Source organism: Thioalkalivibrio nitratireducens DSM 14787, assembly GCF_000321415.2.
Taxonomy (GTDB): Bacteria; Pseudomonadota; Gammaproteobacteria; order Ectothiorhodospirales; family Ectothiorhodospiraceae; genus Thioalkalivibrio; species Thioalkalivibrio nitratireducens.
Map to the genome: position 1 here is coordinate 2,754,536 of NC_019902.2, position 14,825 is coordinate 2,769,360.

Annotated in this window: 13 protein-coding genes, 1 tRNA gene and 1 other RNA gene; 4 read left to right on the top strand and 11 right to left on the bottom strand. The window is 67.2% G+C overall.

What is annotated here, in order from left to right; genetic code table 11:
- Window positions 1-31: 31 nt before the first annotated feature.
- Window positions 32-2,695 (bottom strand): pyruvate dehydrogenase (acetyl-transferring), homodimeric type, encoded by a 2,664-nt coding sequence (aceE, locus tag TVNIR_RS12620; protein ID WP_015259419.1) that lies wholly within the window; start codon window positions 2,693-2,695, stop codon window positions 32-34.
- Window positions 2,696-3,045: 350 nt separating this feature from the next.
- Between aceE and rnt the strand changes: the two genes are divergently transcribed.
- Window positions 3,046-3,717 carry a ribonuclease T gene (gene rnt, locus TVNIR_RS12625; RefSeq protein ID WP_015259420.1) on the top strand — a complete coding sequence of 224 codons (672 nt, stop codon included), beginning with the start codon at window positions 3,046-3,048 and terminating at the stop codon, window positions 3,715-3,717.
- Window positions 3,718-3,760: 43 nt separating this feature from the next.
- Here the strand turns inward: rnt and grxD are convergent, their stop codons facing one another.
- From grxD to TVNIR_RS12670, 10 genes are all read right to left on the bottom strand, one after another.
- Entirely contained in the window at window positions 3,761-4,087 is a 327-nt protein-coding gene (gene grxD, locus TVNIR_RS12630; RefSeq protein WP_015259421.1) for a Grx4 family monothiol glutaredoxin, read from the bottom strand.
- Between the two features lie 120 nt (window positions 4,088-4,207).
- Entirely contained in the window at window positions 4,208-5,299 is a 1,092-nt protein-coding gene (gene ychF, locus TVNIR_RS12635) for a redox-regulated ATPase YchF (RefSeq protein WP_015259422.1), read from the bottom strand.
- Complete coding sequence (gene pth, locus TVNIR_RS12640) at window positions 5,296-5,892, bottom strand: aminoacyl-tRNA hydrolase (RefSeq protein WP_015259423.1); 597 nt, start codon at window positions 5,890-5,892, stop codon at window positions 5,296-5,298. Before pth ends, ychF begins: the two co-directional genes overlap by 4 nt.
- Window positions 5,893-5,916: 24 nt before the next feature.
- The gene (locus TVNIR_RS12645; protein ID WP_015259424.1) at window positions 5,917-6,555 is read right to left on the bottom strand and encodes a 50S ribosomal protein L25/general stress protein Ctc; all 639 of its coding nucleotides are present in this window, start codon (window positions 6,553-6,555) and stop codon (window positions 5,917-5,919) included.
- 106 nt (window positions 6,556-6,661) lie between these two features.
- A complete protein-coding gene (locus TVNIR_RS12650; protein ID WP_211263198.1) occupies window positions 6,662-7,600 on the bottom strand; it encodes a ribose-phosphate diphosphokinase in 939 nt (312 codons plus the stop codon).
- Between the two features lie 290 nt (window positions 7,601-7,890).
- A non-coding RNA gene (locus TVNIR_RS19190) (RtT sRNA) lies at window positions 7,891-8,018 on the bottom strand.
- A gap of 37 nt (window positions 8,019-8,055) precedes the next feature.
- Window positions 8,056-8,130, bottom strand: a tRNA-Gln gene (locus TVNIR_RS12655).
- Window positions 8,131-8,141: 11 nt separating this feature from the next.
- The gene (gene ispE, locus TVNIR_RS12660; RefSeq protein ID WP_015259426.1) at window positions 8,142-9,014 is read right to left on the bottom strand and encodes a 4-(cytidine 5'-diphospho)-2-C-methyl-D-erythritol kinase; all 873 of its coding nucleotides are present in this window, start codon (window positions 9,012-9,014) and stop codon (window positions 8,142-8,144) included.
- Window positions 9,011-9,625: a lipoprotein insertase outer membrane protein LolB gene (lolB, locus tag TVNIR_RS12665; RefSeq protein WP_043740640.1), complete on the bottom strand. Its 615-nt coding sequence runs from the start codon at window positions 9,623-9,625 to the stop codon at window positions 9,011-9,013. Before lolB ends, ispE begins: the two co-directional genes overlap by 4 nt.
- 38 nt (window positions 9,626-9,663) lie before the next feature.
- Entirely contained in the window at window positions 9,664-11,400 is a 1,737-nt protein-coding gene (locus tag TVNIR_RS12670; RefSeq protein ID WP_015259428.1) for a tetratricopeptide repeat protein, read from the bottom strand.
- Window positions 11,401-11,552: 152 nt separating this feature from the next.
- On the opposite strand from TVNIR_RS12670, the gene hemA reads away from it, so the two are divergent.
- Genes hemA through prmC form a run of 3 tightly spaced genes read left to right on the top strand, consistent with a single transcriptional unit; the run spans window position 11,553 to window position 14,825 of the window.
- Complete coding sequence (gene hemA / locus TVNIR_RS12675) at window positions 11,553-12,836, top strand: glutamyl-tRNA reductase (RefSeq protein ID WP_015259429.1); 1,284 nt, start codon at window positions 11,553-11,555, stop codon at window positions 12,834-12,836.
- Window positions 12,833-13,918 carry a peptide chain release factor 1 gene (gene prfA / locus TVNIR_RS12680; protein ID WP_015259430.1) on the top strand — a complete coding sequence of 362 codons (1,086 nt, stop codon included), beginning with the start codon at window positions 12,833-12,835 and terminating at the stop codon, window positions 13,916-13,918. Before hemA ends, prfA begins: the two co-directional genes overlap by 4 nt.
- The gene (gene prmC, locus TVNIR_RS12685; RefSeq protein ID WP_043739718.1) at window positions 13,875-14,825 is read left to right on the top strand and encodes a peptide chain release factor N(5)-glutamine methyltransferase; all 951 of its coding nucleotides are present in this window, start codon (window positions 13,875-13,877) and stop codon (window positions 14,823-14,825) included. The genes prfA and prmC overlap by 44 nt, the downstream gene beginning before the upstream one ends.

The following is a 14,825-nucleotide window of genomic DNA, read 5'->3' on the forward strand; positions in this document are numbered from 1 at the left end:
CTCCTGGGACGGAAAAACGGCGGCAGCTGCGTCAGGCCTGCAGCGGGTTAAGTCGACCGGTATCAATCCCGTACCGGGCGATTGCGTCGGTGACCACGGACGCGTCGATCTCGCCCGCCTCCGCCAGCGACCGCAGCGCGGCGACGGCGATGTAATGGCGGTCCACCTCGAAGTGCCGGCGCAGCGCCGCGCGGGTATCGGAACGCCCGAAGCCGTCGGTGCCGAGCACCCGGTAAGGTGCCGGCACCCAGGCACGGATCTGGTCGGCATAGGCCTTCACGTAGTCGGTCGCAGCAACCACCGGGGCCGTGGAACCGGAGAGGCATTGCATGACCCAGGGCACCGGCGGCTTCGCCTTCGGCTTCAGCAATGCCTCGCGGTCACAGGCGCGGCCGTCCCGCGCCAGTTCGTTGAAACTGGTCGCGCTCCAGATCTCGGAAGATACGCCGAAGTCCTGGTCCAGCAGTTCCGCCGCCGCAATCACCTCGCGCAGGATCGAGCCGGACCCGAGCAGCCGGACCTGCTTCTTGCGCTTGCCCGCGGCGGCGAACTTATACATGCCGCGCACGATCCCCTTCTCCGCGCCCTTCGGCATCGCCGGCTGCGGGTAGTTCTCGTTCATCGCGGTGACGTAATAGAACACGCTCTGCTGCTCGACGAACATCCGCTGCAACCCGCTGTGGATGATCACCGCAAGTTCAAAGGCATAGGTCGGGTCGTAGGAGATGCAATTGGGCACGTTCGCGGCCATCATCAGGCTGTGGCCGTCCTGGTGCTGCAGGCCTTCGCCGGCCAGCGTGGTGCGCCCGGCGGTGCCGCCGATCAGGAAACCGCGCGCCTGCATGTCCCCCGCAGCCCAGATCAGGTCGCCGACCCGCTGGAATCCGAACATCGAGTAATAGATGTAGAACGGGACTGTGGCCACACCATGCGTCGAATACGAAGTAGCGGCCGCGATCCACGACGACATCGCGCCGGCCTCGTTGATGCCCTCTTCGAGGATCTGGCCTTTCTTGTCCTCCTTGTAATACATCACCTGGTCGCGATCCTGCGGCTCGTAGAGCTGGCCGACCGAGGAGTAGATGCCGAGCTGGCGGAACAGGCCCTCCATGCCGAAGGTGCGCGCCTCGTCGGGCACGATCGGCACCACGTAACGGCCGATCTTCTTGTCGCGCGCCAGCAGCGTCAGCAGGCGCACGAAGGCCATCGTGGTCGACATCTCGCGTTCACCGCTGGATTCGAGCAGCGAACCGAACACGTCGATCCCGGGCACCTCCAGCGGCGCGGCCAGCGGCCGGCGTACCGGCAGGAATCCGCCCAACGCCTGCCGGCGCTCGAGCATGTACTTCATCTCCGGAGCGTCCGCCTTCGGCCGGATATATTCGGCGGCCTCGACCTGCTCATCGGTGAGCGGAATGTCGAAGCGGTTGCGGAACGCCTTCATGTCCTCGAGATCCAGCTTCTTCTGGCTATGGGTCCGGTTCTGTGCCTCGCCGGCGGCACCCATCCCGTACCCTTTCACGGTGTGGGCCAGGATCACGGTCGGCTGCCCGCCGTGCTCCACCGCGGCCTTGTACGCGGCATAGACTTTCACGGGATCGTGGCCGCCACGGTTCAGGCGCCAGATGTCCTCATCGGACATGTTCGCGACCATCGCCTTCAGCTCGGGGTACTTGCCGAAGAAGTGTTCGCGCACGTAGGCACCGTCGCGCGACTTGTAGTTCTGGTAATCGCCGTCGACCGCCTCCATCATCCGCCGCTGCAGCAGGCCGTCCTTGTCGCGCGCCAGCAGCGGGTCCCAGTACCGGCCCCAGAGAACCTTGATCACGTTCCAGCCCGCGCCGCGGAAGATCGCCTCGAGTTCCTGGACGATCTTGCCGTTGCCGCGCACCGGCCCGTCGAGCCGCTGCAGGTTGCAGTTGACGACCCAGGTCAGGTTATCCAGGCGTTCGCGCGAGGCCAGCGTAATCGCGCCCAGGGTCTCGGGCTCGTCGACCTCGCCGTCGCCGACGAAGCTCCAGACCCGCCGGTCATCGGTCTTGGCCAGACCGCGGTCCTGCAGGTACTTCATGTACCGGGCCTGGAAAATGCTCATGATCGGCCCGAGGCCCATCGACACCGTCGGGAACTGCCAGTAGTCGGGCATCAGCCAGGGGTGCGGATACGATGCCAGGCCCTTGCCGTCCACCTCGCGGCGGAAGTGGTCGAGCTGTTCCTCGCTCAGCCGCCCCTCCAGGAACGAGCGTGCATACATCCCCGGCGCCGAGTGCCCCTGCACGAACAGCAGGTCGCCGCCATGCTCGTGCGACGGCGCGCGCCAGAAGTGATTGAACCCGACATCATACAGCGTGGCTGCCGAAGCGAAGCTGGCAATGTGACCGCCGAGTTCGGCCGAAACTCGGTTCGCCTTGACCACCATCGCCATCGCATTCCATCGGATGTACGAGCGGATCCGGTGTTCCAACGCACTGTCACCCGGGAACACGGGCTCCAGGTGCGGCGGGATCGTGTTCACGTACGCGGTATTGGCCGAATACGGCAGATACGCACCGCTGCGCCGCGCCTTGTCGATCAGGGATTCCAGCAGCTGGTGGGCCCGCTCGGCGCCATCGGCCTCGAGAACGGCTTCCAGGGCATCGATCCACTCCTGGGTCTCCTGCGGATCGATGTCGTGCGAGTTGGCATTGCGGTTCATAGTGATCCCTTTCAGAGGCAGCCCGGCGGCGCCCGGGCCGGGAGTCTCCGGGCCAGGGCCGATCGCCCTTTCTGCTACCATCGGCAAACATGCGATGCGGGCGCTAAAGAAGTGTGCAAGTATCCGGACTGATGCCCGCAGAGGTCAAGCAAGGACGCGTTCTTGCCGGCAACGTCCGCGAAAACAGGAAAATTTCGGCCGTTCGTCGCTGATCGGCCCGAACAAACTGCAGCTGTGGCACCATGGTGCCGCGCCGCCCCGCAAGCGGGCGGCGCCAGGGACCGGCGCGGGGACTATCCGTGGCCGACGAGCCCGGGCACACAGCACCGAAACCACAGCGATCAGGACCGATGACCGAAGCCCAGACACTGCCCCCAGACGCCCGGCCAATGGCCAACCGCTTCCGCGGCTTTCTGCCGGTCGTGGTCGACGTCGAGACCGGAGGGTTCGATTGCCGCCGGCATGCCCTGCTGCAGGTCGCCGCTGTGTTCCTGCGCCGGAGTCCGGACAACCACCTGCGCAGGGACCGGACGCTGAGCCTGCACGTACGCCCGTTCGAGGGGGCGCTGCTCGACCCGAAATCGCTCGAGGTCAACGGGATCGATCCGTTTCACCCGCTGCGCATCGCGCATCCGGAGGATCAGGCCCTCGGCCGCCTGTTCAGCGAGGTGCGGCGCGAGGTGAAAATCAACCAGTGCAAGCGGGCGATCCTGGTCGGGCACAACGCACATTTCGACCTGGGATTCGTCCACACGGCTGCGGAACGCTGCGGCATCCGGCGCAACCCATTCCACCCGTTCAGCAGCCTGGATACCGTCTCACTGGCCGCACTGGCGTACGGCCAGACGGTGCTGGCCAAAGCGGCGGAGGCCGCTGGGTTCGGCTGGGACAGCGAGGCCGCGCACAGCGCGGCCTACGACGCCGAGATGACCGCCGACCTGTTCTGCACGATCACCAACCGCTGGCAGGACAGCGCCGGGATTCCGGAAGCGGCGGCACTGCCTCCCACCGCACCGACCTGAGCCAACCGCTGCGGGGCCGCGATTGCCTCGCCGGCGCGGCGGTTCAGGAGGCGCGCCGGGTGTGCGCCTCGTCGACCATCTTCTTCAGTTCGCCGTTCTCGAACAGTTCCAGCGTGATGTCGCAACCGCCGACCAGTTCGCCGTCGATATAGACTTGCGGAAAGGTCGGCCAGTCCGCGAAGCGCGGCAGATTCTGAAAGACCTCCTGGTCGGCCAGCACGTTCACATAGGCGAATTCGCGCTCGCAGCGCTTCAGCGCCTCTGCGGCCCTACTGGAAAAGCCACACATGGGGAACTGCGGCGTGCCCTTCATGAAGATCACCACGGGGTTCTCTTCGACCTGCTGACGAATCCGATCCATGACATCCATGGGAGCCTCCTGATGACTCGATTTGCCGGCGGCACGGCGCGATTGGCCGTGCCGCGCGAACGTAGTGGTTAACCGCCTGCAGCGGACCCGGCACGGGAGGTACCGGTGCGCCGCGAAGAATCAGACGTTGAAGCGGAAATGTACAACGTCCCCTTCCTTCATGACGTATTCCTTTCCTTCCAGGCGCCATTTCCCAGCGTCCTTCGCGCCCAGCTCACCACCGTGGGCGACGAAATCCTCGTATGCAATGACCTCGGCACGGATGAAGCCCTTCTCGAAATCCGTGTGAATCACACCGGCCGCCTGCGGCGCGGTCGAACCGCGGCGCACGGTCCAGGCGCGCACCTCCTTCGGCCCGCAGGTGAAAAAGGTCTGCAGGTCGAGGAGCCGGTACGTTGCCCGAATCACGCGGTCGAGCCCGGGTTCCGCGAGCCCCAGTTCCGCCAGGAATTCGGACCGCTCGCCGGCCTCGAGCTGCGCGATCTCGGCCTCGATCGCCGCGCAAACCGGCACCACCTCGGCCCTTTCGGTACTGGCATGAGCCTCGACCTGGGCCAGCAGCGGGTTGTCGCGGAAACCATCCTCGGCGACGTTGGCGATGTAGATCAGCGGCTTGGCCGTCAGCAAGTGCAGATCCCGGAGCAGCGACAGCGTCTCGGGGGACAGCGCCTGCGCCCGCACCGGCGTACCCTTGTCCAGCCCCGCGGCAACCCGTTCGGCCACCTCCAGCCGCGCGATCGCTTCCTTGTCCTGCGACTTCGCCGCGCGCGTCAGGCGGGTGATCGCCTTCGACAGCGTGTCTAGGTCCGCCAACGCCAGCTCGGTCGCGATCGTCTCGATGTCGGCGAGCGGATCGATACGGCCGGCGACATGGACGACGTCCTCGTCCTCGAAACAGCGCACGACCTGTGCGATCGCGTCGGTCTCCCGGACGTGGGCGAGAAACTGGTTGCCCAGCCCTTCACCCTGTGCCGCGCCCGCGACCAACCCCGCGATGTCGACGAATTCCACCGTGGTCGGCAGCACGCGCTGAGGCTGCACGATCTCCGCCAGCACCGCCAGACGCGGATCCGGCACCTCGACCACCCCGACATTCGGGTCGATGGTGCAGAAAGGGTAGTTCTCCGCCGCGATCTCTGCGCGTGTCAGGGCATTGAACAGCGTGGACTTGCCCACGTTGGGCAGACCGACGATCCCGCACTTCAGACTCATGACGCCTTCCCGTTCTCGGCGGCCGGCCGTGCATGCAGCCGGCGCACGGCCTTGTCCCAGTCGCCGACGATCAGATCATCGGCCGATTCCAGCGCTGCATCGATCGACTCCCGCATCGCCGCCTCCTCGTCGCGGGTCGGACGCTCGAGCACGTAGCCGATCACGGCCTCGCGATGCCCGGGGTGACCGATCCCGATGCGCAGACGCGCGAACTCCGCTCCCAGGTGGCGATGGATGTCGCGCAGCCCATTGTGTCCACCATGGCCGCCGCCCATTTTCAGGCGCGCGGTCCCCACCGGAAGATCGAGGTCGTCGTGGACCACCAGGATCTCCTCGGGCGGAATGCGGTAGAACGCGGCGAGCTTCTGCAACGAACCACCGCTGCGATTCATGAACGTCAGCGGCTTCAGCAACAGGCATCCCGCCGAGCCAAGCTGTACGCGCGAGACTTCGCCCTCGAATCGCGATTCGGCGCGGAACACGCCGCCGTGCCGGCGCACTAGGTGATCGACGAACCAGAAGCCCGCGTTATGCCGGGTGTCGGCATAACGCGGGCCCGGGTTGCCCAGCCCGGCGATCAGACGGATTGGCATTGTCGGCGCGCCGGTTCACCGCCCTCAGACGCTCTCGGCGCCAGGCTCCGGCTCCTCGCCTTCATCGGACGCCGCCTTCTCACCACGCGGCATCAGCACGCTGACCACGGCGGTGTCGTGATCGCCGCCCTGGACGAGCGCAACCACGCTGACCCGCTCCGGAAGCGCGAGGTCCGACAGGTGCAGGGTCTCGCCGACCCCCAGCTCGGCGACGTCCACGACGATACTCTCGGGGAGATTCGCCGGAAGGCACTCGACCTCCACTTCCGTCAACTGGCGGTTGATCATGCCACCGCCGGTCTTCACGCCCTTGCAGATCTCCTCGTTTACGAAGTGCAGCGGCACGTGCACGCGAATCGCCTCGTCGGCGCTGACCCGAAGCAGATCCACGTGGACCAGTGTGGGCTTGAACGGGTGGCGCTGGACGTCGCGCAGGATCGCGCGCTCGGTCTTGCCGCTCAGGTTCACGGTGAGGATGTGAGAATAAAACGCGTCGTGCTTAAGGTTCTGCAGGATCGCGTTGTGATCCAGTGTAATCGTTACCGGATCCTCGTGACCCCCATAGAGGATCCCCGGCAGCTTGCCGGCGCGGCGCAGGCGGCGGCTCGCACTCGATCCCTGCTCCAGGCGCGGTTCGGCTTCGATGACGAAATCCAGACTCATCAGTGACGTTCTCCAAAATGAACGCGCCCCATCCGCGACCAGATGAGGCGCTACAAGGGCTCCGGAGAGCCCGACCCGGTGCCGCCCCGGCACCCTTCAGCGAGTATCAGTCCACGAACAGCGAACTCACGGACTCTTCCGTGTTGATGCGCCGGATGGTCTCGGCCAGCATCTCCGCGACGGACAGCTGGCGAACCCGACTGCAGGCCTGGGCGTTCGGCTGCAGCATCAGCGTATCGGTCACCACCAGCTCATCCAGCATGGAACTCTCTATATTAGCAACTGCTGGCCCGGAAAGCACGGCATGCGTGGCATAGGCGTACACCTTCGCCGCGCCGTGCTCCTTCAGCGCCCGCGCGGCCTGACACAGCGTTCCCGCGGTATCGACCATGTCGTCGATGATCACGCAGCAGCGGTCCTCGACGTCGCCGATGATGTGCATCACCTGGGCCTCGTTCGTGCGCGGCCTGCGCTTGTCGATGATCGCGAGATCCGCATCGTCCAGGCGCTTGGCGATCGCCCGGGCGCGGACCACGCCGCCGACGTCGGGTGACACCACGGTCACATCGCCGGCCTCGCGCCGCCATATATCACCGAGCAGTACCGGCGAAGCGTAGATATTGTCCACCGGCACGTTGAAAAAACCCTGTACCTGGTCCGCATGCACGTCGATGGTCAGCACGCGGTCGGCACCAACCGCCTCGATCATGTTGGCTACCACCTTGGCCGAAATCGGCACCCGCGCCGAGCGCACACGGCGATCCTGGCGCGCGTACCCGAAGTACGGGATCACGGTGGTGATGCGTCCGGCCGAGGCCCGGCGCAGTGCATCCACCATGATCAGCAGCTCCATGATATTGTCGTTCGTGGGCTGCCCGGTGGGCTGGATTACGAACACGTCGCGCCCGCGAACGTTCTCCAGGATCTCGATCTGCACCTCGCCGTCGCTGAACCGACCGACGGTGGCCTTGCCCATGCGCAGATCCAGGTAGCCGGCCACCTTGTGGGCGAGATGCGGGTTGGCATTACCCGTGAAGATCATCATACGGTTCTTGTCGACCACGGCTCTTCCCGGTCTGAAAGGATTGAGTCGGCACGCCCGGAACGAGCGCGACCAGGGCGGCATCGGCACGTCGCCCCGGCATGATTGTATCGCGGGCCTGCGGAATCCGTGACGCGCCCATCCCACGCGCCACATCATCCAATATGGCTGGAATATGGCTGGGCCGGCAGGATTACGGCGCGCAAGCGGGGCAGTCGAACCTTGAGGTTCGAACCCTGCCGGCCCCTCCTTCGATCCGCGATGCGGTTACCCCACACACCGCGGCTTCTATATGGCTGGGCCGGCAGGATTACGGCGCGCAAGCGCGCCGCCCTTCGGGCCGTCGCCTTCGGCGACGTTCTGCCCCGCAGGCGGGGCAGTCGAACCTTGAGGTTCGAACCCTGCCGGCCCCTCCTTCGATCCGCGATGCGGTTACCCCACACACCGCGGCTTCTATATGGCTGGGCCGGCAGGATTCGAACCTGCGAATGCCGGGATCAAAACCCGGTGCCTTACCGCTTGGCGACGGCCCATCGGTACTGCGTTACGACACGGCGCCATCCTGCGCCACCCCGGGGTGCCACGCGCACAACGGCGACCTGTTGCACAGGCGCACCACCCAGCTGCGCCACGCGTCCGGCTGCTGCGAACGTGCCTGCTGCGCCTCCGCCTCCGTCGCGAAAAGCCCGAACAGACAACCGCCTGTGCCGCTCAGCCGGGCCTCGACACCCAACCCCTCGAGCCAGTGCAGCGCAGCATCGATACGCGGATGGCTTCGGCGGGCCAGCGGTTCGAAGACGTTTTTCAGCGCCGCGTATCCCGAGTGCGCGATTCTCTCGGCGGGGCAATCCCTTGTCAATTCACCCGACCGGAACATGGTTGCCGTCGACACCGCGACCCCGGGATCGATCAGCAGGGCCCAGGGGGTCTCCGGCTCGACCGGAACCAGGCGATCTCCAACACCCTCGGCCCAGGCCGCCCGGCCGTGCACGAAGACCGGCACGTCGGCTCCCAGCTTCAGTGCCAGTTCGACCAGTTCCCCGAGTTCCAGGCCAAGCCCGAACAGGTGATTCAAAGCGACCAGCGTGGTGGCCGCATCGGAGCTGCCACCGCCGAGGCCTCCGCCGACCGGGATCCGCTTGGTCAGCTCGATACGGACACCGAAGTCGCGACCGCTGGCCCCCGACACGATCCGGGCGGCCTGCAGACACAGGTTGTCCGCGGCCTGCAGCTCTGCCGGCGCATCCAGCTCGAACACCCCGCCCGGCAGCGGCGAAAACCTGAGTTCATCCTGCAGGCCGACGAACTGGAACACCGTCTGCAGCTCGTGGTATCCGTCCGGCCGGCGGCCGGTGATCTGCAGGAAACGGTTGATCTTGGCCGGCGCCGGGAAGACGGTTGCAAACGGATCGCTCACGACCCCGACGGCACGCCGAGTTGCCAGCGTTGCACGGTCAGCCGCAGGTTCATGTCGCCTCGAGTCAACGCCATCGACGTCGGCAGGCGGGCGGGCCCGGCGTCCTCGAACGCGCCGTAGACAATCTCCCAGCCATCCTGGAACAGGCGCACCGGCTGCCCGGACCGATCGGCGCGCAGGTCGAACGGGATCCCCGGACGGGCGATTCCCCGCACCCAGTGATCCAGCCCGCTGACCGGGATCTCGCGCCCGGTCATCACGACCATCAGCGCGTCGGGATCGCGGGCCTCGAAACGCTCGCCGTCGCGCGTGAGCAGCACCGCCCGTTCGCCGCCTAGCACCAGGCGCCCCCCACCGCGTCCCATCGGCCCGGCCAGGTCGATGATCTGGCTGTCGTCCGCAGCGCGCCAGCTGAGCTGACCGCTCCAGCTCTCGCCGGGCATCTCCAGCACCAAGCGTCCGGCGAGGCGCCAGTCCGAGACCGCGGCCACCCGTTCGGCCCGGTCCATGAACGCCTCGCGCGCCTCCACCCGCTCCCCGGGCTGGCCGGGGAACCCCGCGCAGCCGGAGAGCAACAGCAGCAGCGCCCACCCCGGCAAAGCCCGAGGCATCAAAGACCATCGGCCCAACACATGGGTGATCATGCACATCAATCCAGCAGCTCGCGCTGCACCCGCAGCAACCGCTCGTGCCAGGGATCGCGCTCCAGGGCCTCCTCGATCACGGCCATCGACTCGTCGCGTTCGCCCAGCTCCCAGAGCACGACCGCAAGGTTGCTCGCGATCTCGCCGTCCTGCATCAGCCGGTAGGCCCTGCGCAGCTTGACGAGGGCCTCGTCCAGACGCCCCAGCCGGTACAGCACCCAGCCATAGCTGTCGATGACTGCGGCGTCGTCCGGTCGCTGCTCGTAGGCGCGGACGATCAGGTCGTAGGCCTCGTCGTAGCGGTCGGTGCGGTCGGCCAATGTGTACCCGAGTGCGTTCAGCGCCGTGGCATTGTCCGGATCCTGCTCCAGGATCGCGCGAAAGTCGGCCTCGGCCGCCGGCACATTGCCGGCGCGTTCGTGCACCAGCCCGCGCATGTAGAGCAGGTCAGGCGCGCCCGGAAACTGGATCAGCCCTTGTGCCAGCCGCCGCACTGCGGCGTCGAGCGCCCCGCTCTCGCGCAGCGCATTCGCCTCGGCCACATAGGCGCTCTGCGCGTACTGCTCGTCGGAGTCCTCCTGCAATCGTGCAAACAGCGACCGGGCCGCGTCCGGCCCATCCAGCCGTGCGATCAACCGCGCCCGCCGCAGATCCGCGTCCTGGGCGTGTTCGCCCTCGGTGATCCGGTCATAGGCACGGACCGCGGCCCGCAGGTCCCCGGCCTGCTCGTGCAGGCGTCCCAGGTAGTAGCGCGCATCGTCGGTGCGCTGGCCACTGTCGAGCAGACGTTCCAGGTAATCCTGGGCCAGGCTGAAACGCCCTGCCTCCAGTGCCAGCAGGGCCGTCGTCAACAGCAGTTCGGAATCCTCCGGTGCGAGCGCGATCAGGCGATCGAACTCGGGGCGAACCCGCTCGAAGTCGTCGACCTCGACCAGCGCCCGGGCGTACGCCAGACGCACGTCGCGCCGGTCCGGATGCGCATCTACCGCTGCGGCCAGCGCCTCGAGCGCCGCATTCGGATCCTCCAGTTCGCTCAGCGCACGGGCCAGTACCAGGCGCAGCTGCACCGCGTCGGGGAAACGTTCCAAGCCGGCGCGCGCCACGGTCCGCGCACGCTTGAATTCGTCGAAACGCAGCGCCAGTTCCGCGTGTGCCTGCCAAGCGGTGGGCTCATCCGGATCGGCCGCGACCAGGTTCTCCAGCGCCAGGAGCGCCGCCTCACGGTCCTCGGCCTGCACCAGCAGGGACACCACCACGCGATAGCCTTCCTCGCCCCCGACCTTGTCACGGACACGCTGCAGCAGAGCGGCCGCCTCGCGACCCCGCCCCGCGTTCGCCTGCAGCACCGCGGCGATCTGCATGGCCTCGAGGCTGTCCGGCTCCAGCGCGAGCCAGCGATTCGCGGCGGAAAGGGCACGTTCCTGATGCCGCGCGAACAGGGCTACCCGCGTGGCACGCTCGGCGACCCGAGCGTCGTCGCTGAGACGGGCCGCATCCAGGTAATAGCGGCTGGCCTGCGAATAGTCGCCCGCCTGCGCGGCCAGTTCCGCCGCTAGCAGGCTGAACAGGGTATCCGCCTCCGGATCCGCCACCAGGGATGGCGGCGGCGACAGGATCATCGGAACATCCGTCGCGTACGCATCACCCGTCGTGTACTGGTCACCCGAGGAGGCATTCAGGTGAGTCTGCGCACAGCCGGCAACGAGCAGCGCGGACAGTGCGGCGAAAAACGCTCGCGACATGGCAGATGGGTTCCACATGTTTTCGGGTGGGTTGGACGAATGATGGGCCTGGTCGGTTCCGCCGGCAATGGCTACCCCCAATGTAACGCGCGCCGTCACGCAGTACACTAAGCGGTTATCGAGCCCATCTTAGCGCGAAAACCATTCCCGACATGCTGTTCGCCCTTGGAATCAATCACAAAACCGCCCCGGTCGAGGTACGCGAACGGCTGGCGGTCAACGACGTACAGCTCGGGGAGGCGCTGGATTCCCTGCATTCCGGAGTGAAAATTCCCGAGGCCGCGATCCTGTCCACCTGCAACCGCACGGAGATCTATTTCCGGGAGAACGGGCGCGACGGCGAGGAGCGGGTACTCGACTGGCTCGGGGGTTTCCACGGCATCCGCCGCGGCGAACTCGAGAACTACCTCTATCGCCACCACGACAGCGAGGCGGTACTCCACGCGCTGCGGGTGGCCTGCGGGCTCGATTCCATGGTACTTGGTGAACCGCAGATCCTCGGGCAAATGAAAACGGCCTACCAGCAGGCCCACGCCGCCGGGACGCTCGGGCTGTCGCTGGAGCGGCTGTTCCAGCACGCTTTCGCCACGGCCAAGGACGTGCGCACTTCCACCGCGATCGGCGCCAGCGCCGTGTCGGTGGCTTTCGCCGCGGTATCGCTCGCACGCCAGATCTTCGGTGACCTCAAGCCGCTCACGGCCATGATGATCGGCGCCGGGGAAACCATCGAACTGGCACTGCGCCACCTGGCAGGCCACGGAATCGGGCATGTGATCGTCGCGAACCGCACCGTCGAGCGGGCCCATACCCTAGGGGACCGCTTCGGCGCCGAGCCCATCGCCCTCACGGCACTGCCGGACTACCTGCACCGCGCCGACATCGTGATCAGTTCCACCGCCGCGCCGCTGCCGATCCTGGGCAAGGGCGCGGTCGAACGGGCGATCCGCAAGCGCCGGCACCGTCCGGTCTTCATGGTCGATATCGCGGTTCCCCGGGACATCGAGCCGGAGGTCTCCGAGCTCGAGGACGTCTACCTGTACACGGTCGACGACCTGCACGAAGTGATCAACGAGAACATGGCGTCCCGCCAGGCCGCCGCGGAACAGGCGGAGCAGATCATCGCGACCCGCGCCCACGAGTTCATGCGCTGGCTTCGCGCCCGCGATTCCGTGGAGAGCATCCGCCAGTTGCGCGACCAGGCCCTGGCGATCCGCCAGGAATCGCTGGCACGGGCCGAGTCCCAGCTGCGCGCGGGACGCGACCCCAACGAGGTGATGCAGCAACTAGCACATACCCTGACCAACAAACTGATGCACGCCCCCTGCAAGACGCTGAACGCCGCCGCCCATGACGGCGACGCGGATCTGTTCCGGGCCGCTCACCGGCTGTTCCTGCTGCCGGGCGCCGATGGCCGACTGCCGCCGGACGACCAGTGAAGGAATCGTTCCGCCGCAAGCTGGAAGGGTTGTCCGAACGCCACACGGAGATCGCCCGGCTCCTTGCGGCCCCCGACGCGGCCGCCGATGCCGAGCGTTTCCGTCGGCTGTCGATGGAATACAGCCAGCTCGAGCCGGTGGCCTCCGCCTGGCAGGCCTTCGTCGAAAACCAGGAAGCCCTCGCATCCGCCCGGGCACTGCTGAACGACCCGGAACCCGAGGTACGGGCGCTGGCGGAAGACGAAATCCAGCGCCTCGAGACGCAGGACGAACGGCTCGAACAGGAGCTGCAGCGGCACCTGGTACCGGCCGACCCACATGACGACGCGAACCTCTTCCTCGAAATCCGGGCGGGCACCGGCGGCGACGAGGCGGCCATCTTTGCCGGCGACCTGCTGCGTATGTACAGCCGTTATGCCGAGCAGCGCGGATGGCAGATGGAGATCCTGAACGCCAGCGAGGGCGAGCACGGGGGCTACCGCGAGGTGATCGTGCGCGTGATCGGACGCGGCGCCTATGCGCGCCTGAAATTCGAATCCGGGGCACACCGGGTGCAGCGCGTGCCGGAGACGGAGTCGCAGGGCCGCATCCACACCTCGGCCGCCACGGTCGCGATCCTGCCCGAACTCGACGAGGTGGAGAGGCCGGAGATCAACCCGGCCGACCTGCGCATCGATACGTATCGTGCGAGCGGGGCCGGAGGCCAGCACGTGAACCGGACCGACTCCGCGGTACGCCTGACCCACCTGCCCACGGGCATGGTCGTCGAGTGCCAGGACGAACGCTCCCAGCACAAGAACAAGGCCCGCGCGATGAACCTGCTGGCAGCGCGCCTGCACGAAGCCGAGCGCAGCCGCCAGGCAGCGGAACAGAGCGCCGCGCGCAAAAGCCTGGTGGGCAGCGGCGACCGCTCCGAGCGCATCCGCACCTACAACTTCCCGCAGGGGCGGGTCACCGACCACCGGATCAACCTGACGTTGTACAAGCTCGACGCGGTCCTGACCGGAGACCTCGACCCGCTGATCGACCCGCTGACCCATGAGTACCAGGCCGAGCAACTTGCCCTCCTCGCGGACGACTGAACCGGGAACACTGGCCGCGCTGCTGACCGAAGTCCGCCAGCGCCTGCAGGCGGCGGGGATCGACGCGCCGGGGCTGGAATCCCGCAGGCTGGTAGGACATGCGCTCGGCCTTGATGACGCCGCGCTGTTCGCGCACGGTGAGCGCCCGGTCTCCGGGGCAGACCGGAAGGCCGTGCTGACGCTCGCCGCGGCACGCGAGGCGGGGCGACCGATCGCCTACCTGCTGGGCCAGCGCGAGTTCTGGTCGCTGCCGCTGCGGGTCGACGAAGGCTGCCTGATCCCCAGACCAGAGACCGAACTGCTGGTCGAACGCGCACTGTACCGGATCCCGTCGGGGGCGCGCCGTGTGATCGATCTCGGAACCGGCTCGGGCGCCATCGTCCTGGCCCTGAAGTCGGAACGGCCCGATCTCGAGGCCTGGGCCACCGAGCTCAGTGCAGCCGCGCTCGCGGTCGCCGCGGCGAATGCCTCGGCCCTCGGGCTCAGCGTGCACTGGCTGCAGGCGCACTGGCTCGAGGCTTTCGCACCCGCACCGCTGTTCGACGCGATCATCAGCAATCCGCCGTATATCGACCCCTTGGATCCGCACCTGGAGCAGGGCGACCTGCGCTTCGAACCCCGCGCCGCGCTGGTGGCGGCGGACCGGGGCCTGGCGGACCTCGCGGTGATCGCCGCCGAGGCCCGCGAGCACCTGCGCCCCGGCGGCTGGCTGCTGCTGGAGCACGGTTACACACAGGGGCCGGCCGTACGAACCCTGCTGCAGAATCGCGGCTTCCAGGAAATCACGACCTACCGGGATCCCGCACGACTCGACCGCGTCACCGAGGGTCGCCGCCCGAACGGAAACCCCGTCACCGACGGCCAGGCGCATGACTGGGCAAAGCCGTCGGGGCCAACTACCATGTAG

What these genes read in the sequence shown, in the direction of transcription:
- aceE (WP_015259419.1), bottom strand. Translation starts at nt 2,695, where the DNA reads ATGAACCGCAATGCCAACTCGCACGACATCGATCCGCAGGAGACCCAG.
- pth (WP_015259423.1), bottom strand. Translation starts at nt 5,892, where the DNA reads ATGCCAATCCGTCTGATCGCCGGGCTGGGCAACCCGGGCCCGCGTTAT.
- TVNIR_RS12645 (WP_015259424.1), bottom strand. Translation starts at nt 6,555, where the DNA reads ATGAGTCTGGATTTCGTCATCGAAGCCGAACCGCGCCTGGAGCAGGGA.
- hemA (WP_015259429.1), top strand. Translation starts at nt 11,553, where the DNA reads ATGCTGTTCGCCCTTGGAATCAATCACAAAACCGCCCCGGTCGAGGTA.
- rnt (WP_015259420.1), top strand. Translation starts at nt 3,046, where the DNA reads ATGACCGAAGCCCAGACACTGCCCCCAGACGCCCGGCCAATGGCCAAC.
- TVNIR_RS12670 (WP_015259428.1), bottom strand. Translation starts at nt 11,400, where the DNA reads ATGTCGCGAGCGTTTTTCGCCGCACTGTCCGCGCTGCTCGTTGCCGGC.
- grxD (WP_015259421.1), bottom strand. Translation starts at nt 4,087, where the DNA reads ATGGATGTCATGGATCGGATTCGTCAGCAGGTCGAAGAGAACCCCGTG.
- prmC (WP_043739718.1), top strand. Translation starts at nt 13,875, where the DNA reads ATGAGTACCAGGCCGAGCAACTTGCCCTCCTCGCGGACGACTGAACCG.
- lolB (WP_043740640.1), bottom strand. Translation starts at nt 9,625, where the DNA reads ATGCCTCGGGCTTTGCCGGGGTGGGCGCTGCTGCTGTTGCTCTCCGGC.
- ychF (WP_015259422.1), bottom strand. Translation starts at nt 5,299, where the DNA reads ATGAGTCTGAAGTGCGGGATCGTCGGTCTGCCCAACGTGGGCAAGTCC.
- TVNIR_RS12650 (WP_211263198.1), bottom strand. Translation starts at nt 7,600, where the DNA reads ATGATGATCTTCACGGGTAATGCCAACCCGCATCTCGCCCACAAGGTG.